We start from the raw sequence: 26,209 nt of genomic DNA, 5'->3' as shown, positions 1-26,209 counted from the left end.
TCGCGCAGCGCATCGGCTAAGTATTTTCGTCACCTCATTCGCAATATGAGCCAAATCAGAAGCGAGATGCCGAGTATCGCCGAGAGCGCCGATCCGCCGAGAATACCCAACTTTGCCGCATTCAGGACGGAACTGTCGAATGCGAGGCCTGCGATGAACAACGACATCGTGAAACCGATCCCCGTCAGAAAAGAGCCGGCCAGAATGAAGGGCCACGACAAGGCCGGCGCGAGTAGCGCCAGGCCGGATCGTACGGCAAACCAGCTGAACCCGAGGACGCCGATCGGTTTTCCCAACACGAGGCCAACAATGATCGCCAGCGAGACCGGTTGTACGAAATCGACACCCTGAATCGTGATGCCGGCATTTGCCAATGCGAAGATCGGCATGATTGCAAAGCCGACCCAGGGGTGCAGCATCATCTCGAGCCGTTCGACTGGTGAGAGCGACTCCGTGACCGCTCTGCCGGCTTGACGCAGGTCGCGGTGGCTTGCGGCATCTCCTTGTCGACGATCGCCGGCCGGAACGGCGAGTACTCGCCCAAGGATCTCACGCAGGCGGGCATCGCTCACCCATATGCGCGTTGGTGTCATCAGGCCCAGAATGACGCCTGCAATAGTCGCGTGGACGCCGGAAGCGTCGAAGCATAACCAGACTGCCGCTCCCAGAAGGAAATAGACCGGTACGCTTCTTATCCCGAGTCGCGAGGCGCCTGCGACGATACCAATCCCCAGAAAGCCCAATCCGAGAGCCGACCAGTTTAACGCCTCACCGTAACCGAAGGCGACCACGAGGATTGCACCGACGTCATCAAAGATGGCCAGAGACAGCAGGAACAATCGCAAGGTGGGCGGGATCCGGCCTCCGAAGAGCGCCAGGCACCCGATCACGAAGGCCGTATCGGTTGCCATCACGGTTCCCCAGCCATGTATGCCGGGCTGGCCGGACATCAGCGCAAGATACAGAGAGACCGGCACGACCATGCCACCCAAGGCGCCTGCGAACGGCAGGGCGGCCTGTCGAGGGTTCCGCAATTCGCCCAGCACCAACTCGCGCTTGAGTTCCAGAGAAAGCACGAAGAAGAAAAGGGTCATCAGACCGTCGTTGATCCAGTGCCGCAGAGAGCGGGTGAAATCCAACGAGCCGAATGTGAGACCGATGGGGGTTTCCCAGAAGCTCAGAAAGCCTTCTTGCCAAGGTGAGTTGGCCAGCCCCAAAGCCAGCAGAACAGCCAGGAGCAGGAGTCCACCAGCTGCCGCTTCGATCTTCAGGAAGCGTGCGAAGGGTTTCGTTATGCTGTCTGCTGCCTCGTGGGGCAGGCCTTGATGAGTATCGATCACGGGAGAAGCATACCTTTTGGGGTCGACAGAGTCTTTGTCATCGCAAAGCGGATGCGTTGACCGCGAGAAGCAGTTGCCGGCGCCTCAGCCGCGTCGCGTACGGCTCAGGCGGCAAGCGTCCGGGCCTCCGCGAATGAAAGAAATCTCCAGTGCTTCTCGTCTCAGAGGTGCAGCCTTGCGCAGCGGAAGCTCTGCCAAAGTGTTATGCGCGTCGTGTCCCGCCGCCATCAGGCTCCGTATTCAGTGATAGCCAATCATTTGGCCCTCTACCTATTTCCTCTTGTGCTCGCCTAGATTGGTCAAGGTTTTGCCCTTCGTGAAGTCGGCTGTTGCAACGACCTTTTCCTTCACCTTCTTAGGCTTCTTCGCTTCACGGTTGCCACGTCGTTTGTCACCTTTGGTCATTTGAGTTTCTCCTAGTTCTGGATTTGCTTAACGAATTGATCCGTGTTCAAGTCCTTCAAGAATTTGGTTTCGCGTCCTGAGGCTCGTGACCAAGGGACGCAGATCTTCACATCATTCCGCCCATTCCACCCATATCGGACATTTCGTTACCGGCGCCGCCCTCCTTGGGTTTTTGCGCGACCATCGCCTCGGTCGTGATCAATAGCCCGGCAATGGACGCGGCGTTTTCGAGTGCGATCCGAACGACTTTCGTCGGGTCGATAACGCCGGCCTTCAGCATGTCGACGTACTCCTCGGCTTGCGCGTCGAAACCGAAGCTCCGGCTGTCGTTCTCGATGACCTTGCCAACAACGACCGATCCGTCGACCCCGGCATTTTCGGCAATCTGGCGCAGCGGTGCCTGGATCGCGCGCCGGACGATCTTGATGCCGGCATCCTGATCGCCGTTCTCGCCCTTCAGCGATGCCAGAACCTTGCCGGCATGAACCAGGGCCACGCCGCCGCCGGGCACGACACCTTCCTGAACTGCGGCACGGGTGGCATTGAGCGCATCGTCGATGCGGTCCTTGCGCTCCTTCACCTCGATCTCGGTTGCCCCGCCGACCCGGATAACGGCGATGCCGCCGGCAAGCTTGGCCAGCCGTTCCTGCAGCTTCTCCTTGTCGTAGTCCGAGGTGGTGTTCTCGATCTGCGCCCGGATCTGCGTCACGCGCGCCGCGATCGCGCCTTTGTCGCCGGCACCGTCAATGATGGTCGTGTCATCCTTGGTGATCGTGACTTTTCTGGCGGACCCGAGCATGTCCATGGTGACATTCTCCAGCTTGGTGCCCATTTCCACGGAAATCACCTGACCGCCCGTCAGCACGGCGATGTCTTCCATCATCGCCTTGCGGCGATCCCCGAAGCCTGGTGCTTTGACGGCCGCCACCTTCAATCCGCCGCGCAGCTTGTTGACGACCAGCGTCGCCAGCGCCTCGCCCTCGATATCCTCGGCCACGATCAGCAGTTGCTTCTCGGCCTGAATCACAGCCTCCAGCAACGGCACCATGGATATGAGAGAGGTCAGCTTCTTCTCGTGAAGCAGGACGACGCAGTCATCCAGCTCGACGACCATTTTCTGAGCATTCGTGACGAAATAAGGGCTCAGATAGCCGCGGTCGAACTGCATGCCCTCGACCACTTCGGTTTCAGTCTCCAACCCCTTGTTTTCCTCGACGGTGATCACGCCTTCCTTGCCGACCTTGGCCATCGCGTCGGCAATCTGCCGACCGATCTCGGCTTCACCATTGGCCGAGATGGCCCCGACCTTGGCGATCTCTTCGCTGTCGCCGACCGGTCTGGACATGGTCTTGATCTCGGCCACGACCGCAGCGACGGCTTTGTCGATCCCGCGCTTGAGATCCATCGGGTTCATGCCGGCCGCAACCGACTTCATGCCTTCCCGGACAATCGCATGGGCGAGTACGGTTGCCGTGGTGGTTCCGTCGCCAGCCTCGTCGTTCGTGCGCTGCGCGACCTCTTTGACCATCTGGGCGCCCATATTCTCGAAATGGTCCGACAGCTCGATCTCCTTGGCGACGGTCACACCGTCCTTGGTGATGCGCGGCGCACCCCAGGATTTATCGAGAATGACGTTTCGGCCCTTGGGGCCGAGGGTGATCTTTACGGCGTTGGCCAACGTGTCGATGCCTTTAAGCATGCGATCGCGGGCGTCGGTACTGAATCGAACTTCCTTTGCGGGCATGATGTGAATTCCTGAGACTGAGGTTGATGTGAAAGGTTTCGGACTCAGGCGATCACGCCGAGAATGTCGCTCTCCTTCATGATCAGAAGGTCTTCGCCATCGAGTTTGATCTCTAAGCCGGACCATTTTCCGAACAGGATCCGGTCGCCGGCTTTGACGTCCATCGGGATACGCTCGTCGTCCTCGCGCCTTCCCCCCGCACCAACGGAGACAACTTCGCCTTCTTGAGGCTTCTCCTTGGCAGTATCGGGAATGATGAGGCCGCCCTTGGTCGTCTCGTCGCCTTCAATGCGGCGAACGAGCACCCGGTCGTGGAGGGGAGTGAATGACATCGACGTGCTCCTTGTCGAGGATTGTCGGGCGTAAGTACCTTGTTCGAATGCCCGGCTTGGATGCGCGCAAGGCGGCGACAACCTGGTGGGGCTATTCTTCGAGATTGCGGATCAAGACCGCCGCGGTATTGCATCACGAGCGTCGAACCGAGTTTCCGCCAGCGATGATCGCGTTGATCAATTCGGCGACGGCCCGGTGGCTTTCTATTTCGAGTTCGGTGCCAACGGCATTCTCATGGGTCGCCGCGGCGTCGCGAAGAACCCCCACAATCTCGTGCTCCGACAGCAATCCGAGATCGTTCATGGCAAGCAGGAGCGCTTCGCAGATTGACAGGGCGGCCCGACCTGCATGTTCGCTCGCGGTGGACATCCGGGTTTCCTTCCTTGATATCGTGAACCCTCGGGAATGTGAGGTTCAAATACATCCGTACTTCTCGCAGGAAGTGCTCTATGCTGGACTGATCCAGAGCAGTGTCCGAGTCGATTTCCGCTCTTGGGTCGCGACACGCCAGGAGCCTCCATGGCATCAGCAGAACACAGCCCTTTGACCCGCAAGCTCTCGGCCTTCGTCGCTCTGTCGGAGGTCGAACTGGCCGTGCTTGAGCGACTGCACCAGCGTCGCCGCTCCTTCGTCGCGGGACGTGATATGGTGCATCAGGGCCAATCGGCCCAGGCCGCATACATTCTGTCGTCGGGTTGGGTCTGCTCCTACAAGCTGCAGGCCGACGGGACCCGGCAGATCGTCGATTTCCAGGTGCCGGGGGATTTTCTGGGACTGCGCAGCGTCCTGTTGCGCACGTCGGATCACAGCTTCGAACCTATCGTGGACATCGAGGCCGCCGAAGTGCTGGCGAGCGATCTTCTCGGTACCTTCGCACGGACGCCGCGTCTTGCGACGGCCATCCTCTGGGCGGCGTCGCGTGACGAGGCGATGGTCGTGGAGCATCTCGTCGGGATCGGTCGACGTGATGCGGACGCCCGCATGGCGCATTTCTTGCTGGAACTGAAATCGAGGCTTGCGCTGGTCGGCATAGGCAGCAAGGAAGGGTTCGATTGCCCGCTCACGCAGTATCACCTCGCCGATACGCTGGGGTTGAGCGCGGTCCATGTGAACCGCGTCCTACGGCAGCTTCGCGAGAGTGGTTTGGTGACCTTTCGGGACGGCCGCGTGACGTTTCACGACTATGGCGGGCTGGTGGAACTTGCCGAGTTCGATCCGGCATATCTGGATCAGACCGCCGGGCCGCTCCTGAAATGAGAGGGCCGCCCTCTCTTGCTCGGCAGGCGGCCCCGGTGATCACATCAGACGCCGGAGGTTAAGCGAGGGCGTGTTTCGCCGCATCGAGTTCCTTGTTGGTCTCGGCGTCGTTTTTCGCCGTGTGGGCCTTCTCGGCTGCCTGGTAGTGCTTCAGCGCCGCGTCTTTCTTCGGGCCGGAGGGCGCCTTGTCCCACGCGGCCTTCACGGACTTCATCTTCTCGGCAGTCTTGTTCTGTTCGGGAGTCATTGGAATTGTCCTTTCCTGGACGCTCCGAGAATAAGAAGCGTGTCGACATGCCGTCCTTTGGAGATCGACACGCCCACACGCTTCTCGGGTACTCGGAAAAATGCACCACCGAATGTTCGGCGGCACGTCTCACCTAAACGGAGTCGGCGCCCCGCCGCACTGACGCAGGTTAGCCCCGACGCCTGCGGCAGGTCGGTTGCCCATGCGCTTCTCAATTCACTGCAGTTTGCTGGTGGGAAATCCGCAGCCATCTGTCGTCATCGTTGAGGTAGGTTGAGGCACAGAGGGCCTTGTAGATCGGCACATCGGGTTTCTCTGCCGAGACGCGATAGGTGAGAATTGCGATATCACGACACCGCGTGACGCGCCGTTCGGCCATGACAACGGTGCGCCAGCCTGTCCTTTCCCGAAGATGGGTCCAGATCTGGTCGCCCTGGAGGATGCCGGGCGGATAGGGGAACACCATGACGGCGTTGGTCGCTGTCGTTGCCCGCGCGTTCTCGGCGCCACTGGTCCAGAAGTGCTCCTCCATGTCCCAGAGTATGCCCTGTTCGTGTGGAGAAAGCGTACCAGACTTGTGCGCAGCATGTGCCGGTCTCCTCTCGGTCGCGGTTGATACGGTCATTCGCCTGACCCCGACCCGCCAACCATGAACGTCTGAAATAGCACAAAGATGATCGCGAGCACCGCCCAGATCGCTCCGCTTGTTCCCGGGCGGCCATCGGCCACCGTCGAGGCAGCGCGCTGCAGGGCACCTGATGTCGGTCCTTCGGGAAGCAGCTGGCTCAGGTCTCGTGCGATCCTGCCGTAATCGCTGGCGAGCGCAGGAACGTCCCGAAATCCGGAAAGCAGCGTTCCCAATCGTGCCCGCGCGCCGTCGCGCCCCAGCATGACCAGTTCAGCGGTTTCTTTCCATGGATCGAGGCCAAGCCGCGCGAGCGTGGAGAGGACCGTCACGATATATCCGTTTCGGTCCTCGCCGACCGATGCATAGAGAAATCGCTCGAACTCGGGTGGGTGCGGGTTGAGTACATTGGGGTCGGCCATTGTATTTCCATTCCTTGGTTGCAGGAACGCAGATCGCCCCTGTTTGCCAAAGGATACGCGCGGGTCGGTCTCCCCGCCCTTACACAGGTCAGTGCGCGCGACTGCACCCCGGGAAGGTCGCAGCAGGTTCGGTGCCAGGGACTAACATGCGTCAGCGCCAGTCGGACGATCCCGATGTACAAGACACTAAAGCGTTCGACTGGTCAGGCCGGGTCTCCAAGGTGCCCTCGACAGTGATGAGCGACGAATCTGCCAACATCGCGGAGATCAGAGATGACCATGCGGTCGACCAAATCGACGGTGACGTTTTCGAACCCTTTCACCTTGCCGGGATACCCGGGCGATTTGCCTGCGGGCGACTACGAAATTCTTGTCGAAGAAGAGCTTCTCCAGGGGCTCAGCTTTGAGGCGTATCGCCGGACGGCGACCTACCTGACGGTGCGCGGAAGGGGCGGTCATGCGGGACGTACAGAATTACGGGCGATTTCCGACAGCGACCTGAAAGCGGCGCTGAGCCGGGATGCAACCACAAGCGAAACGAACAATCACAGCGAGGCGGCGCTTTTCCCGCAGGAGGACTTGAAATGAATACTCCCGAATGGCTCAAACCTGGCATCTATGGTGCCGTGATCGGTGCTGTCTTTGTCGGCGTCGTCGGATTTACATGGGGTGGCTGGATGACCGGCGGCACTTCGAATGACCGGGCGGTGGCGATGTCCCGTAACGATGTCGTCGCCTCAATGGTACCGGTCTGCCTCGACATGGCGCGGTCAGACCCGGCTCGGGTGGACAAGCTTGCAACGATCCGGGCAGCCTCAACCTACCAGAGGCGCGACGCTCTCATGACAGCCGGCTGGGCGACGATGCCAGGAACCGATGCCCCAGACCGAGACATTGCGCAAGCCTGCCTGAAGGAACTGGAACTCTGAGGTCATGCTGTTCAGAGCCGACGATGTGATGGCGCAAAACGGTTCGCACCGTCAAACGCGCGAGCCAGGCATCGCCCCGAGTGCCAAAACTGAGATAGGAGCTTGCGATGCCATCTGATGACAATGGACCGGAACATCGCGGACCTTGGAAAAACAAGCAGACCCGCGTTCCCCCTGAGGTTGACGCAATTCTCAGGAGGGGCCGGGATCGGCTGCACGGCATCCTGCCGGACGGTCTGCCACCGGTGAAGCGTCTTGCAATCGGGGCCGCCATTGCGCTTGCGGCGTTTGGGGCGTGGTCCTCATATTACACGGTGCCGAGCGACTCTGTTGCGATTGTCCAACGGTTCGGGAAGTACGCGGCCGAGGTCCCTCCGGGGCTGCACTTCAAGATCCCGTTCGGGATCGACGTGACCACGTTGGTCCCGGTCAAGCGCCAGTTGAAACAAGAGTTCGGGTTCACGACTCCGGGTGCCTCCGATCCCTATCAGAGCCCGACGGACGGTCGCCGCGAGACCGAGATGGTGACTGGCGATCTCAACGCCGCGCTCGTGGAGTGGGTGGTGCAGTACCGGATTTCCGAACCCCGGAAGTTCTTGTTTGAAGTGCGCGAGCCGAGCGCGACCCTGCGTTACGTCTCGGAGTCCGTCATGCGTGAAGTCGTGGGAGACCGCACAGTCGACGAGGTGATCACCGTCGGGCGCCAGGAAATCGAAAGCGAAGCCCTGTTGAAGATGCAGGCGCTCGCGACCAAATACGCGATGGGCATCAGCATCGATCAGGTGCAGCTGAAGAATATCAATCCGCCCCAACTCGTTCAGGCCTCGTTCAACGAGGTCAATCAGGCGCAGCAAGAAAAAGAGCGGATCATCAACGAGGCCCGCCGTGAATACAACCGCGTCATACCTTTAGCCGAAGGCGAAAAGGACCAACGGATCCGCGAAGCCGATGGTTATCGCTTGAGGAGGATCAATGAAGCCGAGGGCGATGCTTCACGCTTCACGGCGCTCCTGACGGAATACCGTCTGGCGCCCGAAGTTACCCGGCGCCGGATCTACATCGAAACCCTGCAGGATGTTCTGCCGGGAATTGGTTCCAAGATCATTGTCGACGGGTCCACGGCAAGCATCCTCCCGCTTTTGAACCTTGATCGACAGACAGGAGAGCAACGATGAAGACCCTTTCGCTTATTGCCTCGGGGATCGCGGTTGCCGGGGTCGTCGCTGCGTCATCCGCCGTCTACACCGTCGGCGAGGTCGAACAGGCCATCATCACCCAGTTCGGCAAGCCGGTCGGCGCGCCGATCACCGAGGCTGGTCTCAAGCTGAAACTCCCCTTCGTTCAGGAGGTTAACCGGATCGACAGCCGGGTTCTGGAGTGGGACGGCTCGCCATCGGACATGCCCACCAAAGACAAGCTCTATATCTCGGTCGATCTCTTCGCGCGCTGGAAGATCACCGATCCTCTGCAGTACTTTCTGCGCCTGCGCGACGAACGCAGCGCCCAGTCGCGCCTCGATGATATCCTCGGTAGCGAGACGCGGAACGCCGTCGCCAAGCACGAACTCATCGAGATTGTGCGCACGACCAGGGGCCGGACGCCGCTTCGGGACACGCTTCTGACTGATCAGGAGCTTGCCCAGGACATTGGCGCACTGGTTCCCATCACGAAGGGGCGGGCGCTGGTCGAGCAGCAGATCTTCGAGGCGGCGGCGGAGAAGGTGCGCGTCTTCGGGATTGAGCTTCTCGACATTCGTTTCAAGCGCATAAACTACAATGAGAGCGTGCGACCCAAGATCTATGACCGCATGATCTCGGAGCGCCGGCAGATCGCCGAAAGATTCCTGTCCGAAGGCAACGGTGAAGCGGCCCGTATTCAAGGCAACAGGGTGCGGGATCTGAACAAGATCCAGTCCGAAGCCTATCGCGCCGTCGAGGAAATCCGCGGTGCCGCCGATGCCGCAGCAGCAGCAATCTATGCGGGCGCCTACAATGTTGATGCCGTTTCGGTCGAATTCTACGATTTCACCCGAACAATGCAGGCCTACGGCGACATGATTTCCGACGACACGACGCTTGTCCTGACGACGGACAGCGATCTGTTCCAGTTCCTGCGTGGCATGCAGGGCGAGGCAGACCCGATCCGCGATCCAGGCAGCGTTCCAAGCGACGGTGGCGTGGCGTCAATCGGCAGGGCCCGACCAGCGCAAGACCCCGCGACGCCAATCGTGACACAGACGGAGGTCGAAGCATGCCGATAGGTTCATGGTGGAGGGTTTCAAGCATGAATAGAGGGTATCAAGCGGGAAGCACGTCAATGACACCGGGACCACCGAGGTCGGTTTCTTTCCGCTTCTGAGCAAGACACACCCACTTAATTTCCGTGCCCCTAACCTGCGTCAGCGCACGATTTGCGCTTGGCTGGTAGGTGGATGGCAAGAGATGGATCGCGATGAGGCGAGGGCCTGCCTGCCCCCACTCGAGGACACGACTTCCAACGTCGCACCGCGCAGCGAGGAGGACAATACGCTATGACATCAGTCAAACATCTAACCAGGACAGCCGCAGAGACCACCGATCTCGAACGGCGTGTGCTCGCCCATGAGAAGGTGCTTCAAGCCCTGATCGCCTTCATGGCCCGCACCGAGCCGCGATTTATTGATCATCTGAGAGAACGGTTCGTCGAGCCGATGCGCATGGCGCGGCATGAACATGACTACCGCGAAACCGATGATTATGCGGAAGAATTCATTCGCGCCGTGATGCTCCTCGTAGACGTGCGCGCGCCAAACGAGAGGGAGCCGGAAATGACCGACATGAAACCCGTGCCGCCGAAAAGCAGAGGAGCACAAGATTCTTCCATGAACCGGCCGACGCAGCGCAATGGGGTTCAGGTGCGCGAAAGAAACGGCATCTGGGAGGTGCAGGTCGATGGCAAGTTCCGGGGCGACTACCACCAGAAGGAACATGCCCTTGCGGCTGCGGCTTTAATAAAGTTGTCCCAAAAATGACCAACCGCGCCCGCCTTACAGTTCCGCAAGACTTCCCGATTCAGGCGGCAGAAAACGAGGGCATGCCACCAAGACCCGATTTCGAGGATACGCAACCGCGCTTCACCCGCCCCGGGAGCCAAACTGGAACACACTGCCTGGGTTCTTTGAAGGAAAAAACGGCGACTGGCAAAGCTTGGCCTGCAAGGGAAAAGCCGATCAGACAGGACAAGAAGAAAAACAACAATTCGCTAGCACGACTGATCTCTAGGCTGGCTGTCGTGGCCGGTATCATTGCGTCTGTGGCCTTCCCAGTCTTTGCTCAAGACGGCACTGGACCGATGCCAGACAACGCAGAGGCGCGGAACTATGGTGGGGGCTGGGACTGCGATCTCGGTTTTCGGATGGACGGTGCCGAATGCTTGGCTCTCAACATCCCCGACAACGCCTATGCTACAGGGCGGACATATGGTTCAGGCTGGGCGTGCAGGCGAGGATACGAAGAAGTGGGCGATGCGTCCTGTGAAGCGATCCCCATGCCCGAGAATGCCTATCTGCGATCATCAGGTTACGACTGGCAATGCGAGCGCGGATACCGGCAGGATCGTGAGACATGCGTGCCAATCGTCCTTCCGGAACATGGATACCTCACGGAAGACACGTCGGGGTCCGGGTGGGTATGCGACCGCGGTTTCACACCGTCGGCGAGCGCCTGCGTTCCGATTTCGGTTCCCGAAAACGGCTATCTCACCAATGCCGACTATGGTGCCGAATGGGCCTGTGAAAGGGGCTTCTTCGAAATCGATGGCCGCTGTGATCCCGTGGCGCTTCCGGCAAACGCCTTTCTGGATCAAGAGTCCTACGGTCCGGGATGGCGGTGCGAACGGGGTTTCGAGGCGGTGGACAACGCCTGTGTGGCGATCGACCTGCCCGCAAATGCCCATCTCGATCGATCCGGAAACCGCTGGCGTTGCGACCGGAGCTTTCAACTTTCTGACGGGGCGTGCGTTCTTGGACGATAATGCCCCCAAATCGCGTCCGGCCGAGACGGCTGGCATGCGGTTGCGGATAGGCTGTCGCCTGCGTTACCAGCTGACCCAGCCGACGCCGCTCATTGCAATGCTGAATGTGCACTATTCGCGGTTCGGCGATCTGGAGCGTGCAGACTATCTCGTGACGCAACCGAGCGTGCCGCTGGAAAGCTATCGCGACGGCTTCGGCAATTGGTGCACGCGGATGGTGGCGCCGGCGGGGGACTTCACCCTGTCCACCGACGGGATCTTTCGCGACACCGGATTGCCCGATCCGTCAGCGACCGAGGCCGCGCAGCACGCCGTTCAGGACCTGCCCTTCGAAACCTTGGTCTACCTTCTCGGCAGTCGTTACTGCGACACCGATCTTCTTTCGGAAGAGGCATGGCGGCGCTTCGAGAATACCCCGCCTGGCTGGGCACGCGTTCAGGCGATCTGCGATTTCGTGCACAGGCATGTCCGCTTCGATTACATGCAGGCGAGCGCGACCAGAACCGCGTCCGAAACGCTGGCCGGTCGGCAGGGCGTCTGCCGGGATTTCTCCCATCTCGCCATCGCCTTCTGCCGCTGCATGAACATCCCGGCGCGTTACTGCACCGGCTATTTGAGCGAATTCGGTCAACCGGAGCCTCACGCCCCCGACGATTTCGCAGCCTGGATGGAGGTCTTTCTGGGTGGTCGCTGGTGGGTCTTCGATCCAAGAAACAACAGCCCGCGCATGGGAAGGATCCTGATCGCGCGCGGTCGGGACGCCGCCGATGTGCCTCTGACCCAGACATTCGGGCCGAATACGCTGACGCAATTCAACGTCTGGACAGATGAGTTGACCTGACCTTGGTTTCTTTTGCGACGGGACATCGTAAGTCCGTTCGCCAGTCCCCATATACATAATACCGACGCCAAGCGTTCCGGTCCGACATGGACGAGGAGTTGCCGTCGGTCAATCAAAGGATCGATGACATGTCTTTCAAGGACCTGACTGACCGGGCTGCGGCTGCAATGAATCCGAAGCCTGAGGAGATAGCTAAGACTCTTGCCAAGGAGAACGAGTCCAAACCTGCCGGCAAGGACATACCAGCGAAATCCAAGACATCTTGAGACGTCCACGGGCCACGCATCTTATACTCAAATGGGGCGCGGACCACCCATAGCAACAAAAGAAACAAGCGAAAGGACAGCGCCAATGGAAGATCTGACGAGTAAGACTATCGCGGTTTTCTCCCGACCGTTCACCGTTCCAGGCTTTGCTGAAACGCTTCCGGCGGGCGAGTACGAGATTGAAACGGAACTGGCGTCTCCCCCGGATCAAGTGGACCCCGAAGCTTGGAAAGCCTCCGTCTTGGTGAAGCTTCATCCCCGGACATCGCATCCTGGACTGGAGAGAATCCTGACTGTTTCCCTTGCCGACCTCGACCACGCACGCGCGAGGGACAAGCTGACCGGTAATGCCTTGACGGATTTCTTCCTCGAGGAGATGCTTGCCGACCCGATGATCCGTCTCGTTATGCAGGCGGACGGCGTCTCCGAGGCGCATTTGCGACATCTTTACTCCAGGCCCGGCTTGCCGGAGGCGGACAATAGGCAGGCAGGGCAAGTTGCCCCCTCCAAGCCGAAGGGGATACGAAATGGGACGGATGCAGGTATTTCCGGCCCACTCTCTGGAAGCTCTCGTCCCGGCATAGGAGAATGACGCCGTTGTTGGACAGATGCTTCCCGATCCAACCGAGTGCGTTGTTCGAATGGATCGAAGGGGCTCGGTTTTGACCGATCACCCGATCAATCTCGACGGTCACAGATCCGCTGCCGACCAGCGCGAAACAGAGATGCGTCGGCGCCCTGCGAACAGCCAGCCACCCTCTACGCTCTCGTCGCAACTTGGCCTCGGAAGTCTCGAAGATCAGATGCTGGCAGAGCCTGCGCGGACATGGGTCGAAGTCATGGAGAAATGGCGCTTTCTTCTTGTTCGCTACGCATCGACCCCCGAGGCTGGAGATGAACGCCTTCAGAAACTAATCAAACGGGCCCTTGGCGACATGGAACGACTGAGGAAACGCGAGGAGCGGAAATGACGATCAAGTTCGCGGACGAGGAACTCGAGATACCGAGGGCAGCGGCCGACGTTGCCGCCGAGCGCTTCTGTTTGAAGTGCAGGTCGCGCTTCTGGAGCGAGGGGTTCGTTGAGCGCATATGTTCGCGTTGCAAGGGGTCTGCCGTTTGGCGCGCGGCTATTTCCGAGGGTAGCGGACATGGGCGCCGACGTTCCGGCGGTCGTTTGTCGTAGGTCTCACCGATGCCATCGATCACCCTCACGCACACAACCTGCTATCGGTATCGCATCGCTGTTTCACTCGGCCCGCATCGGTTGATGTTGCGTCCGCGGGAAACCCGGGATCTCAGTCTGACGTCTTTCGACCTGAAGATCAGTCCCGAGGCCCGCATCGACTGGTCAAACGACGTTGCCGGCAATGCGATCGCGACGGCTCAGTTCGACGAGATGACGGAGTCGCTTTCGATCCGGTCGCGCGCGCGGGTGGACCTGAGCGCGCCTGTCTGGCCGGTTTTCCCGATCGCTGCCGACGCTGCCTCCTACCCATTTGTTTATTCCAGCGACGACCGGACCGACCTCGGCTCGCTGGCGAAGCCGCAATACGCGGACGCCGCGGGGCGGTTGTCCGCGTGGGTTGAAAGTTATGTCATGTCACGGCCAACAGACACGCTGTCACTGCTGAAGGACATCAGCAACGGCATCACGGCCAGCATTTCCTATCAGAGCCGCGAAACCGAGGGAACGCAAGGACCGCTGGAGACCCTCGACAGGGGTTGGGGATCCTGCCGGGACTTCGCTGTGCTGTTCGCCGAGGCCACCCGGACACTAGGCTTCGGGGCCAGGCTTGTATCAGGATATCTGTTCAATCCCTCGGGGGACCGGGTCGGAACAGTGGGAAGCGGTTCCACACACGCCTGGGTCGAGGTGTTCGTTCCCGGAGCGGGTTGGATCCCGTTTGATCCCACCAACAGGTCGGTCGGCTCCACCAATCTCGTACCCGTCGCCGTCGCGAGAAGGATGGAGCAGGTTGCTCCAGTAACGGGCAGTTTCCACGGCAGACCCAGCGATGTGTTGTCGATGGAAGTATCCGTGGATCTTGAAGATGCCGGGGCGCGCGCTCCTGGATGACGAGACGAAAGAAGGGATTTTCTTTCGATGCTGGCAACAGCCCTCAGGATTGATGGCCTGAAGGATTGGACTGATTTGCTCTACGTTTCTGCTGGTTAGCAGATTTGGCTTGGCAAACCGTATGCGGATGTCGATACAGCAAGAGACGTAACATAAACTTCATTATGCGACTTTATACTTAATGTTGCGATAGTATATTATTGTATGTATGCTGAACTCCTGTCACGAAGGCTCCTCAGCATGCGTTATTCATTCAAAAAGCTCCTCCCCTCGGTCGCTGTTGCTCTGGCCCTTGCGGGCGTTTCCTTGCCGATGCCCGCCCGCGCGCAGACATACCCGATCGACTGCGCGATCCTCCTCTGCCTGTCTGGCGGCTGGCCCGCGTCCGTCCCTTGCGCCCGGGCCCGTGCCGAATTCATCCGACGAATTACGCCTTGGCCGGTGGAACCGCCGCTACAAATCTGGCGCTGTCCCATGGGCGCCTCCTATGAGATCGAACCTCAACCGAGCGGAACAAATCGGACCTTCGACGCGTTCTTCCGGATTGATAATGTGCGGCCACGCCAGTCATTTCCCATGACCCGTCAAGCACCTGAAGTAATGGCAAAAACGGCCGTTTGGAGCGTTGACGAAACATCAAACGAGTTCGTTCCCGTCGAACTTGCCCTGCGACTCGTTCAAGATCGTGCAGATATCGACATCAGCGGACCAGAGTTCAATTTTGTCCGATCCATTCGAGTTTTTGATGTTCGCTTCGCCTCTCAGCAAGAAACTGGAGAAAATAATCAATGCCGACGCTATGCGCTGGTCTATCTTGGCACCTACGGCACGCAGGGCAAATTTTCATGGGCCGTATCTGCGCCGACGGCTCTACCCGATGCTCATGTCGGGCTCGAAGGCTGGGGGTCGAACTGCCCAAGCGTTTTTAATCGATCGGTATTCGTGGATTGGCGCGACTACGCGGGTAACTATGGGTTTGAACAGGTCGATTACTGACCCGTTCCAGTGGCCTGTCAAACGTCATTCGCCGCAGACACTCTCCGAGTCAACTCTGCCCAGGGTACCGCTTTATGCACAGATACCCTCGATTGGCTTCGAGTTGTCATGACTGATCTTGCCAGCTGTCGCGCCTCGGAATTTGGGTCAATCCACCGAAGTCGATTTCACGCTTTTCAGCGTCACTGAGGTCAGGCAGACACTTTGAAACCCGCTGCGGGCCATTGACATCCCACATCACCGCCAGCGCGCCCGTATTCCAGCGATACACCCACCCGACAACACTACGCTCATCCATCCCGATCAAATTCGCGATCGCGACGCCTTCGACCTCATCTTCGTTCACTGTTTACTGACTTCCTACAATTCGGCGTTGTGGACAGCAGCCTGGATCTTAAATCGCTTGCTGCAACCGCATGCCGAGCCTGGTTATTATCGGTTACTGTTTGTCCTCGTGATAGCGCTCTTCACACCGGGAGAGCTCAGCACCGGTGTTTTCGATCAATCAAATGGTTCAAATCCTGTGGTCGGGCTCCGTGGCGGCTTCGACGATCGCCAGAACCTCGAATGGGTCAAAGCCGATGGCACGCGCCAAAACGACCAGCTCGACCACGTCGATCCGGCGTTCGCCGCTCTCAATGCGCGCCACGAGAGATTGATGGCACTTGAGCCTGTCCGCCAAGTCGTCCTGACCGAGACCCGCGTTTTTACGCGCGTCGACCAACGCCTGGCACAAAGCCTCTTGCCCTTTGCTTCTAATTGTATTCGCCACGCGTCACATACCTTTTGTGACGTCGCTAGCGGATGAAATCTGTTATCTAAAAAGTAGATACTTGAGGGTGTTATCGGCGTCTGGTTTCCATGGGCTGCAAGTCTGATGCTCCCGAAGCTGCCCATCAATCCCCTACCAATTGCAGAAATCGGCCATAGTCCTCACTGACCTCCCTCGCCTCCTCGAACGCGCGGGCCCGTTCACCGTCGAGGCAACGGAAGTAGCTCTGGATATCCTGAATGTAATCTTCGAAATCGCCACGGATGATGTCTGCATAGTCCCGCACTGCCTGCGAATCGCTTGGCACGAAAGGACGGGCCGGGGCGAAGCAGGATTCCGCCAAAACCGGCCCGGGAACGCAGATTAGAAGGACCATAGCTTGCAATGGGAGCAGGCATATCAACCTTGGGTTTCTCAAACCTGTTATCTCCTTGATCGCAGACACTGGCCGTGACTAGTGTTTGCGTGACCAAACTACAGCTAAAGCACGATATTACATCTTGCGGTTGATAGTATACTATCGTAACTCTGGGCTTCAAGTAGGAATGCCTGGGGTCGCGCCATTGGAGAAAGCGTGAGCCGGGCCATGAACTGGGACATCGAAGCACCAAATGTGGTTACGGAAGCCAGGTTCCGCGAACTCGTGGAAAGCGGCTATAGCGCAGAAATCCTGTGCCAGGAGTCGGCACATAAGAAAGGCCCCAGCTATTACGGGGTCTGGATCATGCGCGTTGTCTCTGATGATGGCGTGGAAAAGCTCCTCGTCACCGCCCGCACGCGGACGACCTACAACGATATCAAGATCCGCGAGTTCAAAACGATCTCCGGCGTGGTGTCTTTCTTCATTGGCCTTGGCTTTGCGCATGTCGACCTGCCGCTTGAGGCGGGGACAAGCCGGACCCACAAACTTCCGCCGTCAGACAAAGCCCCATCAGACAAGGGCGCTGACAACTAACCTCGTCTGCCTCTGGCTGGTCGCCGCGCCAGCCTCCGCGCAAATGGTGCTGGTCATGGAGAGCGACGGCTCCCTGATCCCGTCCCGCTCCCAAAGCAGCTTTGCTCGAAACTACAATGACGGGATTGGTCAGGGTTCGGCCTCAGATGGGATCGCGATCTTCGGCGAGGTAGAGGCCGAGCAAGAGGGCGTCCAAGTCGCGGCCCTTGCTCGCCTGACTCCCCTGCCCCGCGCCGATGTCCTCTCCGGGATTCAGACCACGGCCTTGCGCTATGCCGGCCATCCCGGCCTGCGTCGCGCGGGGCTTTCCGTGACGGATTGGCTGGCTCTCTATCGGGCCAATATCGAGGTTGAGAGCGCCTACCGGCAGGATGCGATTTCAAGTGCAGGTGCCATTGGCCTTGGTCAATTGATGCCAGCGACGGCGCGTGATCTGGGCGTCAACCCGCGTGATCCGCTGCAGAACCTCGACGGCTCCGCCCGCTACCTCGCGATGATGCTGGAGACGTTCGGCGATCCGCATCTGGCGCTGGCGGCCTACAACGCGGGGCCGGAAGCCGTGCGCCAACACGGTGGCATTCCCCCTTACCGAGAAACCCAGAACCACGTGGCCCGTGTCATGGCCGTCGTGGCCCGATTGGAAGGATCAAATTCATGAAACAGATTTCAAACGTCTTTGTCGCCTCGCTGGCGCTATTCCTGCTGATTGCCGAACCCGCCCTCGCCCAGAGCATTGATCTCTCCCCGATCCAAAGCTTGTTACAGGGCATTGTCGACGCGCTGACCGGCCCACTTGGCGTTGTCATCGCGACGCTTGCCGTTCTCGGGGTCTTTCTCAGCTGGTTCTTCAACATCATCGATCTGCGCCAGGCGCTCTGGGTCCTCGTGGGCATCGCTGGTGTTGCCGCCGCCCCCACCATCGTTGCCGCGGTCTTTGCCGGTGGCTGAGCGCGCGCCTCTCTTTCTCGGCCTCGTGCGCCCGCCGAAGCTTCTGGGCCTGCCCATCATGTACGCGATGGTCTGGCTCTTCGGTTCGGTGCTCTTGTTCGTCTGGGTCCAGCACATCGGGGTGCTGGGCGTGGCCGCCCTTCTTTATCCGGTGCTGTGGAAGGCCGCAGATTGGGACCCGCGTTTCATCGACGTGATGATGACGGCCCTGCAGGAGACACCGCCCACGCGCAACAGGTCCATCCATGGCGGGGACAGCTATGCCCCGTGATGACGCCCGTGATGCTGCGCTCGATGCCCGCACAATGACGCCAGACTGGTATGCGCGCGAGACCCGCCTCGCGCATATGCTACCTTACGTCAGCCTGGTCGATGACCGCACCGTGCGAACCCGGGTGAACGAGCTTTTTCAGTGCATCCGGCTCGACGGGGTCAACAGCTATACGACGGATGATGCCTATCTCGACAAGGTGACCGCGCTCTTCGCTCGGATCATTGCGCAATTGGGGCCGGAGTTCAGCTATTACGTCCATAAGGTCTCGAAGGCGATCACGCCGGACCTCGAGCCCCTGCGCGAGGACAGTTTCGCGGGAGAAGTCGACCGGCTCTGGCGCAAGAAGCTAGAGACCAGCGGGCTGCGCGACAAGACGCTCACCCTTACGATCATCCATCGCCCTCCTCCAAAAAGCGTCCTGCCATTCCTGAACCGCAGCGCGCCGGATCGCCTCAAGGAAGCGACCGAGAAGCGCCTTCGCCGATTAGGCGAGGCCGTAAACGTGTTCCTGTCTGGCCTGACGGAGCTTAACCCACGTGTGCTTTCGGCCAAGTCCGGCGAGTTGATCGGCTTTCTGGGGGCCCTCAACACTGGCCAGGAACTGCCGCTCTATCCCGCAAACACCTATGGCTTCCTGTCCTTCAACGTCGCCAACACGCGAGTGACGTTTCAAGGCGATCACTTCGAGCTCTCCGAAGGCGTCGTGGGACACCGGTACGGCAAGAGTTTCACCATCGGGGAATACTCGGAAGGCACCTCCTGCACCATGTTCGACATGCTGAACCTGCCGGTCGACATGATCGTCACGCATTCCTTCACGCCGATCAATTCGAACCTCATGGCGGGCCGGATCAAGCGCCAGAAGCGCCAGATGCAGGCCAGCCAGGACGCGGCCCTCTCGCTCATGGAAGCCCTCGATATCGCTGCCGATGATCTGGAGGCCAAGCGGCAGAGCTTCGGCGAGCACCACATGGTCGTGACGATTTTCTGCGATACGCTGGACGAGTTGCAGAGCTTGAGCGCCGAGATCGTGAACGCCGCGGCCGCCGAAGGCGTGAAGATGATCGGCGAGCGGGTCGCGGCCAAGGCGCATTACCTCAGTCAGCATCCCGGCAACCAGCCCAAGCGCGTGCGCGCCAGTGCCATCACCAATCGCAACTTCGCGGATTTCGCGGCCTTCCACCGGACCCAACTCGGCAAACCCGCCACGAAAACCCCTTGGGGCCGCGTCATCACCTATCTGCCCACGCCCGAGCAGAGCGCCTATCGGTTTTCCTATCACGAGCAAGGCTCGCCCGACAAAGAACCCACCAGCGGGCATACACTGATCATGGGACGACCCGGGTCAGGCAAATCGGTCCTCTCGGCCTTCCTCATGACGCAAGCTCGTCGAGCAGGGTCGCGGATCTTCGTCTTCGATTACCGCCTCGGTATGGAGATGGCGGTCCGCGCCAATGGCGGGCGTTATGCATCGCTCAAAGCCGGCCAACCCACGGGCCTCAACCCGCTCTGGACCGAGACCGATGCGCGCGGCACCGCCTGGCTCTCGGACTGGCTCGCCACCCTGCTCTATCGTGCCGACAAGCCGCTGACGCCCGCGCAAACAAATCGCATTCAGGAGGTCGTGCGCCAGAATGCGCAGGCCACGAACCCAGCCTTGCGGAACTGGCGCGACTTCGCATCTCTTTTTGTGTCCACCGATGATGGCGGCGATCTGCACCAGCGCCTGCTCGAGTGGACCGAAGAGGGCCGCTACGGCTGGATTTTCGGACAGACGCTGGAAGACACCTTCTCGCTGAAGGGCGATGTGGTGGGCTTCGATCTGACCGGCATTCTCGACAGCGAGGCCGAGAAGGAACGCATGGCCGTCCTCTCCTATCTCTTCCGCCGGGTTGAGCGCGAGATCGAGGATCGGCGCCCCACCATCATCGTGATCGACGAGGCCTGGAAGGCGCTCGATAACGCGTATTTCGCCGAGCGGCTGTCGAACTGGCTCGTGACCGCGCGCAAGCAGAACACCGTTGCGGTAATGATGACGCAATACGCCAGCCAGCTCGAGCGCACCCGAACCGGCAAGACCATCGTCGAAGCGGTGCCCACACAAATCCTGCTTCCGAACATCCGCGCCCATGCCGCCGATTACGCGATGCTGAACCTCTATGAGAAGGAACTCGATGTGCTTCTCAACACCGGCAGCGACAGCCGCCTTGCGCTCATCCGCGACGACCAGGGCTCGATCGTCGTCGATGCCGATCTGAGCGCCCTCGGGCCCAATCTCACCATCCTCGGCGGCATGGAAAAAGGCGAGGCGCTGGTCGGCGCCGATTACCGCGACCGCCCGGACTTTTGGAGGCTTTCATGATTCGTACTCTGTTTCTTCTCACCGCGCTCGGCGCTTTGGCCTCCTGCGCCCAGTACCAGGAACCGCAGGCGAACTGCTTCACATTCCTCGCGTCCACGGCACCTGTCGCGCCTGATTGCAGCTTCATGCGCGCACCGGGGTAGCGCGGACAAGGATTCCAATCTGACGCGGACAAGCATTCCGATTTAGCGCGGACAAGATTCCGGGGTTCGCGGACAAGATCGCGGAGCCCTTTGGCGGGGTGCTGAGCAATCACGTGGCGGGTAGCCTTTCGCTCTTTTGAGAGCGGGAGGGACCCAATGGCGAGATTGCCGATGAGGAAGATCAGAGAAGCCTTGAGGCTGCGCGCAAGCGGCCTGACGACCCGGGAGGTTGGCGACAGCATCGGCGTCGGCCGTACGTCGGTCAGCGAGTATGTCGGCCGGGCGGCGCGGGCGGGTTTGTCCTGGCCGCTGCCGGATGATCTGACGGATGCTGCGCTGGAAGCGTTGTTGTTCCCGGTCCCACCGCCAGATGCAGCTACCACCTACCCGAAGCCGGACTGGGCGCATGTGCATAGCGAGTTGCGCAGGCCCGGAGTGACCCTGTCGCTGCTCTGGGAGGAATACCGGGAGGCGCATCCCAAGGGCTATGGCTACAGCCGTTTTTGCGAGCTTTACCGCCGCTGGGAGGGCAGGCTGGCCCCGGTGATGCGCCAGCATCATGTGGCGGGCGAAGCGCTTTACGTGGACTACGCCGGGCAAACCTTCGAGATAGTGGACCCCGAGACTGGTGAGGTGCGCCAGGCCGAGTTCTTTGTCGCAGCCCTCGGCGCGTCGAACCTGACCTATGCCGAAGCCACCTGGACACAAGGCCTGTCCGACTGGATCGGCAGTCACACGCGAACCTTCGCATTCTTGGGCGGCGTGCCCACGACGGTGGTCTCGGACAATCTCAAATCCGGGGTCACCAAGGCCTGCTTCCACGATCCACAAATCAATCGCAGCTACGCCGACATGGCGGCACATTACGACACCGCCATCATCCCGGCCCGCCCGCGCAAGCCTCGCGACAAGGCCACAGTCGAGGTGGCCGTGCAGCTCGCGCAGAGGTGGATCCATGCGCGGCTGCGGAACCGGCGCTTTTCCTCGTTGGCGGAGTTGAACGCGGCGATCCGGGAGCTTCTGGAGCGCTTCAACAACCGGCGCACCCGTCATCTCGGGGCCAGCCGCCGGGAGCTGTTCGAACAGATCGAACGCCACGCCCTCCAGCCGCTTCCGCTGGAGCCATACGAGTTCGCGGAATGGCGCTGCCGCAAGGTGGGGCTCGACTACCACGTCGAGATCGACCGGCATTATTACTCGGTGCCCCACACCCTGCTGAAGGCCGAGGTCTGGGCGCGCATCACCAGTCGGACTATCGAGATATTCCATAAAGATCAGCGCGTTGCCTCGCATGTCCGGACATCGGGCAACCGCAAGCACACTACGGTGATGGATCACATGCCGTCCAATCACCGAGCCTATGCCGATTGGACCCCGGAGCGCCTGTGCCGGTGGGCGTCCAAGGTCGGCCCCAACACGGCATCCCTCGTCGAGGTCATCATGCGCGAACGCAAACACCCCGTGCAGGGGTTCCGCGCCTGCCTGGGCATCCTGCGGTTGTCCAAGGGATACGCGGCAACCGAGTTTGAAGCGGCCGCAAATTACGCGCTCACCATCGGCGCCCATTCCTACGGCTCCCTGCAATCCATCCTGAAGAACAAGAGATATCGCCGGGCCCCGGATCGGCCCGCAGAGGAACCGGCGATCACCCACCCCAACATTCGCGGCGCCGATTATTTCCACTGAGAAAGGATACACATGCTTGATCATCCAACCCACGACCTGCTGCGCCAGCTCAAGCTGGACGGCATGGCGGACGCTTTCACCGAACTGCAATCCCAGGACAGCGCCGCCGACATGGGCCATGCCGAATGGCTCGGCCTCCTGATCGACCGGGAGGTGGCGAACCGCACGACCAAGCGGTTCCAGTCCCGGCTGCGCGCCGCCAAGCTTCGTCACGGTGGCGCTTGCGTCGAAGATGTCGATTTCCGCGCCGCGCGCCGCCTCGACAAGGCTTTGTTCCAACAGCTCGCCGCTGGCCGATGGATCAAGGAAAAGCGCAACCTGCTGATCACCGGCCCCTGTGGGGTCGGCAAAACTTGGTTGGCCTGCGCCTTGGGACAAAGAGCCTGCCGCGACAACGCCACCGTGATCTACAAGCGCCTGCCGAGGCTGTTTTCGGAACTGCAACTGGCGCATGACGATGGACGCTTCCCACGCATGTTCCGCCAGCTTGTCAAAGCGGACTTGCTCATTCTCGACGACTGGGGGCCGGAACGCATGACCGCGCCACAGCGCCGGGATATGATGGAAATCATCGAGGATCGATACGGGTCCGGCGCAACGCTGGTCACAAGCCAGCTGCCGGTCGATGCCTGGCACAACATCATCGACGAACCGACTTTCGCGGACGCTATCCTGGATCGCCTGATCCACAATGCGCACAGATTGCCTCTCGATGGCCCGTCGATGCGCAAGACCCGCGATGCCCCCGCGACCAAAACCGTTGACGAACAAACCGACACCTGAGATGTCAAATCAAACGCTCAGCATCCCGCGCGAACTTTGTCCGCGCACCCCGGAATGACTGTCCGCGTGCCGTTGGAATGGCTGTCCGCGAAGCCCGGAATGCGCAGCTTCACGCCGATCGGCGCACCGGAGGGTGACATTGAGGTCTAAGCTGCCCCATATCCTGGCCCTTTGCCTGCTGCCCGGTCTCGCCTTGTCCCAAGGTGTGCCGACCAATGACAGCGGGCTGACTGCGCGCGATATCGTCGAGACCGGCGATCGCGAGGCTGACCTCGCGGTCCAGGCGGACAAGCTTGCCGTGCGCGAACTCATTGCCGAGATCGAACGGGAGCAGCTGGAAACTCTGCAACGCATCCTCGATGCCCAGACCAGCTTCGGCGGTCAGGGCCCGACCGCGATGATTTCAGGGCTGGAAAACGGAAGCGGCGATCCAGCCCGTTCCGTCGAAACGGTCTACGGCAATGCCGAGACCGACCCCAATCCCGGCGGCGCACAGATGTTCGGGGATGCGGCAGAAAACATCGAGCAACTCATCATCCGCGTCGCCCAGGAAACCAGCGGCTTTGCCGGCGTTGGCCGCGCGGGCCTCTCCCCGGTTCAATGGCGCGCACTCCTACAGGCGCTCATCTGGCAGGAAAGCCGGTTTACCATCGGCGCGCGCTCGCCCGTCGGGGCCTTCGGCCTCACCCAGATCATGCCCGGGACCGCCAGCGATCTCGGCATTAACCCGGAATACTACAACAGCCCCTATCTGCAGGTGCATGGCGGCGCGCGGTATCTTGCGGCCCAGCTCAACACATTCGATGGCAATGTCATCAACGCCCTCGCGGCCTACAACGCCGGACCCGGTCGCGTGTTCGAATATGGGGGCGTACCACCCTTCCGCGAGACCCAGCACTACGTCCAGGTCATCCCCGAACGCTACAATCTCTACCTCAGCCGAATCGGCGGGATCGAAGCGCTCGGCACGATCGACCCCGCGCTTCTGGCCAATGCTAACCTCTCGATGACCGGGCATGGCGCGGCTTTCTATGGCAACAACTCGCCCGCCGCGATCAGGCAAGCTGCCCTGCGTATCCAAGACATCGTCACGCGGATTTCCGCGACGGAAGACGTACAGGAAAGCGTCGCGCTCAATACCTATGCCCGCGCCGAACTCGTGCGTCTCGTCGCGGCCCGCATCCGGCTACAGGCGGCGCGGACCCGCGTACTCTCGGCCGAAGAGCTGGCACAGGCCAGCGCCCGCATGGCCGAGGGCGCGTTCATGGAATTCACGATCAGGGAGATAGACTGATGAGACATCTACTCATGAGAACGGCCTTGGCCACGACGCTTGGGATTGGCCTGCATCTTGGCACCCTGTCCCCTGCCCTGGCACAAGGCGTGCCCGTCGTCGATACCCAGAACATCGCGCAAAACATCCAGCAACTCCGGCAGATGATCGAGGACGAGATCCTGCAAAACGAGCAGCTGACGCAGCTCCGTGAACAGCTTGCCACTCTCACGGAACAACTCGCGGAGCTGCAACGGACCTACGAAGCCCTCACCCGCCTCGCCGAACTGCCGGAAATCATCCGCACCGAGATGGAAGACGAGCTGAACGGCCTGCTCGATCAGGAGTTCGGAGACATCCTCGCCACGATTGAGGCCATCAAGACCGGAGACTTCTCTGGCCTGTCGGGCTCCGGCGCGGGCGAGATCGAAACACAGATGGACCGGGTGCTGGCCGATCTCGGCTTTGATGACGATACCCTCACGGAAATGGCCACCAGCGGAAATCCCGGGGCCAACCGCGTGGCGACGCAGGCCACAACCGGCGCGCTCGTCTCGGCCGCTGCCCAGAACAGCTACGAGGACGCGGGCCAATCGCTGGAACGCGTCGACCGGTTGGTCGGGCTGATCGATGACATGGACGAACTGAAGGAAAGTATCGACCTCAACACGCGGGTGACGGCGGAGCTGGCAATTGCCCTCGTCGCCATGTGGCAGCTTGAGGCCGTGCAAACCGTGGGTGACGGCACAGGCGGCGTGATTGATGCCGCCACAATCGCCGAAGAACAGCGCTTCATGGATTTCACCTTGCCGGACCTTCGGGCCGAGTAATCGTGGGGGCATGAATGGTGGCGAGTGAACAGGAAATCATCGAGGAAGAACTGGTCTACGGTGCCTTGCGCCGCGAACGGCTCTGGCAACGCCTTGGCCTGACGGGCCTTGTCTTCGGTGGCATCGGCTGTCTGAGCGCCGCGGCGGTCTCGATCCTCGATGTCGACCCGCCCCCCGTCGTTGTTCCCTATGATCCCGCCACCGGCTTTGCACTCCCCGAAGCCTCGGTCGGCGCCTCCTCGGTGACCGCCAACCAAGCGATCATCGAGGCGGAGGTGTTCCGCTATGTGACCGACCGGGAGGTCTACAACCAGCTCGACAACGATCTACGCATCCGCAACGTCCTGCGCCGCTCGGACGGAGCTGCCGAGAGCGGGCTGCGCCAGATCTGGAACAGCGCCAATGAGAACTACCCGCCGACGGTCTATGGCCCCAATGCGCGGCTCGACGTGGAGATCCTCAGCATCAACCGGATCGGAACCAACCGCGCGACGGTCCGCCTGCGCAAGCGCCTGACATCTATCAACGGCGTCCAAACCGGGCTTTTCACCGCCACGCTTCTCTTCGAGTTCCGCCCCGAGACCCGCCGCTCCATCGATGAGGTCTGGACCAACCCCTTCGGCTTCACGGTCCTCGAATATTCCATCCGCTCCGACAGATTGGAGAATTAATGCGTTTCTGGAATTCAAT

Annotated in this window: 34 protein-coding genes; 23 read left to right on the top strand and 11 right to left on the bottom strand. The window is 60.5% G+C overall.

The window, feature by feature from the left end; genetic code table 11:
* Positions 1-29: 29 nt before the first annotated feature.
* From nhaA to RIdsm_RS29780, 5 genes are all read right to left on the bottom strand, one after another.
* Positions 30-1,340, bottom strand: a complete 1,311-nt coding sequence (gene nhaA, locus RIdsm_RS29795; protein WP_057821631.1) for a Na+/H+ antiporter NhaA — start codon at positions 1,338-1,340, stop codon at positions 30-32.
* A gap of 270 nt (positions 1,341-1,610) precedes the next feature.
* Entirely contained in the window at positions 1,611-1,745 is a 135-nt protein-coding gene (locus RIdsm_RS30845; protein WP_268238483.1) for a hypothetical protein, read from the bottom strand.
* 106 nt (positions 1,746-1,851) lie between these two features.
* Positions 1,852-3,489, bottom strand: coding sequence for a chaperonin GroEL (gene groL, locus RIdsm_RS29790; RefSeq protein ID WP_057821633.1), 1,638 nt, complete (start codon positions 3,487-3,489; stop codon positions 1,852-1,854).
* Between the two features lie 44 nt (positions 3,490-3,533).
* Positions 3,534-3,821: a co-chaperone GroES gene (locus tag RIdsm_RS29785; RefSeq protein ID WP_057821634.1), complete on the bottom strand. Its 288-nt coding sequence runs from the start codon at positions 3,819-3,821 to the stop codon at positions 3,534-3,536.
* Between the two features lie 133 nt (positions 3,822-3,954).
* On the bottom strand, positions 3,955-4,191 hold the full coding sequence (locus RIdsm_RS29780; protein WP_057821636.1) for a hypothetical protein: 237 nt from the start codon (positions 4,189-4,191) through the stop codon (positions 3,955-3,957).
* A 150-nt stretch (positions 4,192-4,341) separates the two neighbouring features.
* Here RIdsm_RS29780 and RIdsm_RS29775 point away from each other — a divergent pair, with 150 nt between their 5' ends.
* A complete protein-coding gene (locus tag RIdsm_RS29775) occupies positions 4,342-5,079 on the top strand; it encodes a Crp/Fnr family transcriptional regulator (protein ID WP_057821638.1) in 738 nt (245 codons plus the stop codon).
* Positions 5,080-5,137: 58 nt separating this feature from the next.
* Here RIdsm_RS29775 and RIdsm_RS29770 read toward each other — a convergent pair whose 3' ends face one another.
* From RIdsm_RS29770 to RIdsm_RS29760, 3 genes are all read right to left on the bottom strand, one after another.
* Positions 5,138-5,326 (bottom strand): hypothetical protein, encoded by a 189-nt coding sequence (locus RIdsm_RS29770; RefSeq protein ID WP_057821640.1) that lies wholly within the window; start codon positions 5,324-5,326, stop codon positions 5,138-5,140.
* Between the two features lie 211 nt (positions 5,327-5,537).
* Complete coding sequence (locus RIdsm_RS29765) at positions 5,538-5,858, bottom strand: hypothetical protein (protein ID WP_057821642.1); 321 nt, start codon at positions 5,856-5,858, stop codon at positions 5,538-5,540.
* A gap of 89 nt (positions 5,859-5,947) precedes the next feature.
* On the bottom strand, positions 5,948-6,373 hold the full coding sequence (locus tag RIdsm_RS29760) for a hypothetical protein (protein ID WP_057821644.1): 426 nt from the start codon (positions 6,371-6,373) through the stop codon (positions 5,948-5,950).
* 273 nt (positions 6,374-6,646) lie between these two features.
* On the opposite strand from RIdsm_RS29760, the gene RIdsm_RS29755 reads away from it, so the two are divergent.
* The 12 genes from RIdsm_RS29755 to RIdsm_RS29705 all read left to right on the top strand — a co-directional run bounded on the left by RIdsm_RS29755 (position 6,647) and on the right by RIdsm_RS29705 (position 15,493).
* Complete coding sequence (locus RIdsm_RS29755) at positions 6,647-6,961, top strand: hypothetical protein (protein WP_057821646.1); 315 nt, start codon at positions 6,647-6,649, stop codon at positions 6,959-6,961.
* A complete protein-coding gene (locus tag RIdsm_RS29750; RefSeq protein WP_057821648.1) occupies positions 6,958-7,302 on the top strand; it encodes a hypothetical protein in 345 nt (114 codons plus the stop codon). The genes RIdsm_RS29755 and RIdsm_RS29750 overlap by 4 nt, the downstream gene beginning before the upstream one ends.
* 107 nt (positions 7,303-7,409) lie before the next feature.
* A complete protein-coding gene (gene hflK / locus RIdsm_RS29745; protein ID WP_057821650.1) occupies positions 7,410-8,477 on the top strand; it encodes an FtsH protease activity modulator HflK in 1,068 nt (355 codons plus the stop codon).
* A complete protein-coding gene (gene hflC, locus RIdsm_RS29740) occupies positions 8,474-9,562 on the top strand; it encodes a protease modulator HflC (protein WP_082647567.1) in 1,089 nt (362 codons plus the stop codon). Before hflK ends, hflC begins: the two co-directional genes overlap by 4 nt.
* 270 nt (positions 9,563-9,832) lie before the next feature.
* Positions 9,833-10,312 (top strand): hypothetical protein, encoded by a 480-nt coding sequence (locus tag RIdsm_RS29735; protein ID WP_057821651.1) that lies wholly within the window; start codon positions 9,833-9,835, stop codon positions 10,310-10,312.
* Positions 10,309-11,313 carry a hypothetical protein gene (locus tag RIdsm_RS29730; protein ID WP_143100573.1) on the top strand — a complete coding sequence of 335 codons (1,005 nt, stop codon included), beginning with the start codon at positions 10,309-10,311 and terminating at the stop codon, positions 11,311-11,313. The genes RIdsm_RS29735 and RIdsm_RS29730 overlap by 4 nt, the downstream gene beginning before the upstream one ends.
* A 34-nt stretch (positions 11,314-11,347) precedes the next feature.
* The gene (locus RIdsm_RS29725; RefSeq protein WP_057821670.1) at positions 11,348-12,154 is read left to right on the top strand and encodes a transglutaminase-like domain-containing protein; all 807 of its coding nucleotides are present in this window, start codon (positions 11,348-11,350) and stop codon (positions 12,152-12,154) included.
* An 86-nt stretch (positions 12,155-12,240) separates the two neighbouring features.
* Positions 12,241-12,420 (top strand): hypothetical protein, encoded by a 180-nt coding sequence (locus RIdsm_RS30305; protein WP_057821653.1) that lies wholly within the window; start codon positions 12,241-12,243, stop codon positions 12,418-12,420.
* 85 nt (positions 12,421-12,505) lie between these two features.
* Positions 12,506-13,012: a hypothetical protein gene (locus tag RIdsm_RS29720; RefSeq protein ID WP_229709627.1), complete on the top strand. Its 507-nt coding sequence runs from the start codon at positions 12,506-12,508 to the stop codon at positions 13,010-13,012.
* 70 nt (positions 13,013-13,082) lie between these two features.
* Positions 13,083-13,391, top strand: coding sequence for a hypothetical protein (locus tag RIdsm_RS29715; RefSeq protein WP_143100574.1), 309 nt, complete (start codon positions 13,083-13,085; stop codon positions 13,389-13,391).
* 221 nt (positions 13,392-13,612) lie between these two features.
* Positions 13,613-14,497, top strand: a complete 885-nt coding sequence (locus RIdsm_RS29710; RefSeq protein ID WP_057821659.1) for a transglutaminase family protein — start codon at positions 13,613-13,615, stop codon at positions 14,495-14,497.
* 240 nt (positions 14,498-14,737) lie between these two features.
* The gene (locus RIdsm_RS29705) at positions 14,738-15,493 is read left to right on the top strand and encodes a hypothetical protein (RefSeq protein WP_177228469.1); all 756 of its coding nucleotides are present in this window, start codon (positions 14,738-14,740) and stop codon (positions 15,491-15,493) included.
* A 106-nt stretch (positions 15,494-15,599) separates the two neighbouring features.
* Here RIdsm_RS29705 and RIdsm_RS29700 read toward each other — a convergent pair whose 3' ends face one another.
* The 3 genes from RIdsm_RS29700 to RIdsm_RS29690 all read right to left on the bottom strand — a co-directional run bounded on the left by RIdsm_RS29700 (position 15,600) and on the right by RIdsm_RS29690 (position 16,641).
* Positions 15,600-15,839 (bottom strand): hypothetical protein, encoded by a 240-nt coding sequence (locus RIdsm_RS29700; RefSeq protein ID WP_057821661.1) that lies wholly within the window; start codon positions 15,837-15,839, stop codon positions 15,600-15,602.
* A gap of 168 nt (positions 15,840-16,007) precedes the next feature.
* Entirely contained in the window at positions 16,008-16,265 is a 258-nt protein-coding gene (locus RIdsm_RS29695; protein WP_057821663.1) for a helix-turn-helix domain-containing protein, read from the bottom strand.
* Between the two features lie 124 nt (positions 16,266-16,389).
* Complete coding sequence (locus tag RIdsm_RS29690; RefSeq protein WP_057821672.1) at positions 16,390-16,641, bottom strand: hypothetical protein; 252 nt, start codon at positions 16,639-16,641, stop codon at positions 16,390-16,392.
* 210 nt (positions 16,642-16,851) lie between these two features.
* Here RIdsm_RS29690 and RIdsm_RS29685 point away from each other — a divergent pair, with 210 nt between their 5' ends.
* The 10 genes from RIdsm_RS29685 (at position 16,852) to RIdsm_RS29640 (ending at position 26,190) form a co-directional block, all read left to right on the top strand.
* Complete coding sequence (locus RIdsm_RS29685) at positions 16,852-17,220, top strand: hypothetical protein (RefSeq protein ID WP_057821665.1); 369 nt, start codon at positions 16,852-16,854, stop codon at positions 17,218-17,220.
* 43 nt (positions 17,221-17,263) lie between these two features.
* Positions 17,264-17,878 (top strand): lytic transglycosylase domain-containing protein, encoded by a 615-nt coding sequence (locus RIdsm_RS29680; RefSeq protein ID WP_057821666.1) that lies wholly within the window; start codon positions 17,264-17,266, stop codon positions 17,876-17,878.
* Positions 17,875-18,168 carry a TrbC/VirB2 family type IV secretion system protein gene (locus RIdsm_RS29675; RefSeq protein ID WP_057821668.1) on the top strand — a complete coding sequence of 98 codons (294 nt, stop codon included), beginning with the start codon at positions 17,875-17,877 and terminating at the stop codon, positions 18,166-18,168. Before RIdsm_RS29680 ends, RIdsm_RS29675 begins: the two co-directional genes overlap by 4 nt.
* Positions 18,161-18,439, top strand: a complete 279-nt coding sequence (locus RIdsm_RS29670) for a VirB3 family type IV secretion system protein (RefSeq protein WP_043772477.1) — start codon at positions 18,161-18,163, stop codon at positions 18,437-18,439. The genes RIdsm_RS29675 and RIdsm_RS29670 overlap by 8 nt, the downstream gene beginning before the upstream one ends.
* A complete protein-coding gene (locus RIdsm_RS29665) occupies positions 18,429-20,804 on the top strand; it encodes a VirB4 family type IV secretion/conjugal transfer ATPase (protein ID WP_074940787.1) in 2,376 nt (791 codons plus the stop codon). The genes RIdsm_RS29670 and RIdsm_RS29665 overlap by 11 nt, the downstream gene beginning before the upstream one ends.
* A gap of 299 nt (positions 20,805-21,103) precedes the next feature.
* A complete protein-coding gene (gene istA / locus RIdsm_RS29660) occupies positions 21,104-22,633 on the top strand; it encodes an IS21 family transposase (RefSeq protein WP_151175227.1) in 1,530 nt (509 codons plus the stop codon).
* Between the two features lie 12 nt (positions 22,634-22,645).
* Positions 22,646-23,416, top strand: a complete 771-nt coding sequence (gene istB, locus RIdsm_RS29655) for an IS21-like element helper ATPase IstB (protein ID WP_151175226.1) — start codon at positions 22,646-22,648, stop codon at positions 23,414-23,416.
* A 205-nt stretch (positions 23,417-23,621) separates the two neighbouring features.
* Positions 23,622-24,710, top strand: coding sequence for a lytic transglycosylase domain-containing protein (locus RIdsm_RS29650; RefSeq protein ID WP_057822092.1), 1,089 nt, complete (start codon positions 23,622-23,624; stop codon positions 24,708-24,710).
* Positions 24,710-25,519, top strand: coding sequence for a type IV secretion system protein (locus RIdsm_RS29645; RefSeq protein WP_057822090.1), 810 nt, complete (start codon positions 24,710-24,712; stop codon positions 25,517-25,519). The genes RIdsm_RS29650 and RIdsm_RS29645 overlap by 1 nt, the downstream gene beginning before the upstream one ends.
* A 14-nt stretch (positions 25,520-25,533) precedes the next feature.
* Positions 25,534-26,190: a VirB8 family type IV secretion system protein gene (locus RIdsm_RS29640; protein WP_151175248.1), complete on the top strand. Its 657-nt coding sequence runs from the start codon at positions 25,534-25,536 to the stop codon at positions 26,188-26,190.
* The last annotated feature ends 19 nt before the right edge of the window (positions 26,191-26,209 follow it).

Origin of the sequence: Roseovarius indicus, from assembly GCF_008728195.1 — a bacterium.
GTDB classification, from domain to species: Bacteria; Pseudomonadota; Alphaproteobacteria; order Rhodobacterales; family Rhodobacteraceae; genus Roseovarius; species Roseovarius indicus.
Note: the sequence above shows the minus strand (reverse complement) of the source record. Positions and strands in the feature narration are given on the sequence as shown.

Coding starts and splice junctions, on each gene's coding strand:
- RIdsm_RS30845 (WP_268238483.1), bottom strand. CDS start 1,745: ATGACCAAAGGTGACAAACGACGTGGCAACCGTGAAGCGAAGAAGCCT.
- groL (WP_057821633.1), bottom strand. CDS start 3,489: ATGCCCGCAAAGGAAGTTCGATTCAGTACCGACGCCCGCGATCGCATG.
- RIdsm_RS29785 (WP_057821634.1), bottom strand. CDS start 3,821: ATGTCATTCACTCCCCTCCACGACCGGGTGCTCGTTCGCCGCATTGAA.
- RIdsm_RS29780 (WP_057821636.1), bottom strand. CDS start 4,191: ATGTCCACCGCGAGCGAACATGCAGGTCGGGCCGCCCTGTCAATCTGC.
- RIdsm_RS29775 (WP_057821638.1), top strand. CDS start 4,342: ATGGCATCAGCAGAACACAGCCCTTTGACCCGCAAGCTCTCGGCCTTC.
- RIdsm_RS29770 (WP_057821640.1), bottom strand. CDS start 5,326: ATGACTCCCGAACAGAACAAGACTGCCGAGAAGATGAAGTCCGTGAAG.
- RIdsm_RS29765 (WP_057821642.1), bottom strand. CDS start 5,858: ATGGAGGAGCACTTCTGGACCAGTGGCGCCGAGAACGCGCGGGCAACG.
- RIdsm_RS29760 (WP_057821644.1), bottom strand. CDS start 6,373: ATGGCCGACCCCAATGTACTCAACCCGCACCCACCCGAGTTCGAGCGA.
- RIdsm_RS29755 (WP_057821646.1), top strand. CDS start 6,647: ATGACCATGCGGTCGACCAAATCGACGGTGACGTTTTCGAACCCTTTC.
- RIdsm_RS29750 (WP_057821648.1), top strand. CDS start 6,958: ATGAATACTCCCGAATGGCTCAAACCTGGCATCTATGGTGCCGTGATC.
- hflK (WP_057821650.1), top strand. CDS start 7,410: ATGCCATCTGATGACAATGGACCGGAACATCGCGGACCTTGGAAAAAC.
- hflC (WP_082647567.1), top strand. CDS start 8,474: ATGAAGACCCTTTCGCTTATTGCCTCGGGGATCGCGGTTGCCGGGGTC.
- RIdsm_RS29735 (WP_057821651.1), top strand. CDS start 9,833: ATGACATCAGTCAAACATCTAACCAGGACAGCCGCAGAGACCACCGAT.
- RIdsm_RS29730 (WP_143100573.1), top strand. CDS start 10,309: ATGACCAACCGCGCCCGCCTTACAGTTCCGCAAGACTTCCCGATTCAG.
- RIdsm_RS29725 (WP_057821670.1), top strand. CDS start 11,348: ATGCGGTTGCGGATAGGCTGTCGCCTGCGTTACCAGCTGACCCAGCCG.
- RIdsm_RS30305 (WP_057821653.1), top strand. CDS start 12,241: ATGGACGAGGAGTTGCCGTCGGTCAATCAAAGGATCGATGACATGTCT.
- RIdsm_RS29720 (WP_229709627.1), top strand. CDS start 12,506: ATGGAAGATCTGACGAGTAAGACTATCGCGGTTTTCTCCCGACCGTTC.
- RIdsm_RS29710 (WP_057821659.1), top strand. CDS start 13,613: ATGCCATCGATCACCCTCACGCACACAACCTGCTATCGGTATCGCATC.
- RIdsm_RS29705 (WP_177228469.1), top strand. CDS start 14,738: ATGCGTTATTCATTCAAAAAGCTCCTCCCCTCGGTCGCTGTTGCTCTG.
- RIdsm_RS29690 (WP_057821672.1), bottom strand. CDS start 16,641: ATGGTCCTTCTAATCTGCGTTCCCGGGCCGGTTTTGGCGGAATCCTGC.
- RIdsm_RS29685 (WP_057821665.1), top strand. CDS start 16,852: ATGAACTGGGACATCGAAGCACCAAATGTGGTTACGGAAGCCAGGTTC.
- RIdsm_RS29680 (WP_057821666.1), top strand. CDS start 17,264: ATGGTGCTGGTCATGGAGAGCGACGGCTCCCTGATCCCGTCCCGCTCC.
- RIdsm_RS29675 (WP_057821668.1), top strand. CDS start 17,875: ATGAAACAGATTTCAAACGTCTTTGTCGCCTCGCTGGCGCTATTCCTG.
- RIdsm_RS29665 (WP_074940787.1), top strand. CDS start 18,429: ATGCCCCGTGATGACGCCCGTGATGCTGCGCTCGATGCCCGCACAATG.
- istA (WP_151175227.1), top strand. CDS start 21,104: ATGGCGAGATTGCCGATGAGGAAGATCAGAGAAGCCTTGAGGCTGCGC.
- istB (WP_151175226.1), top strand. CDS start 22,646: ATGCTTGATCATCCAACCCACGACCTGCTGCGCCAGCTCAAGCTGGAC.
- RIdsm_RS29645 (WP_057822090.1), top strand. CDS start 24,710: ATGAGACATCTACTCATGAGAACGGCCTTGGCCACGACGCTTGGGATT.
- RIdsm_RS29640 (WP_151175248.1), top strand. CDS start 25,534: ATGGTGGCGAGTGAACAGGAAATCATCGAGGAAGAACTGGTCTACGGT.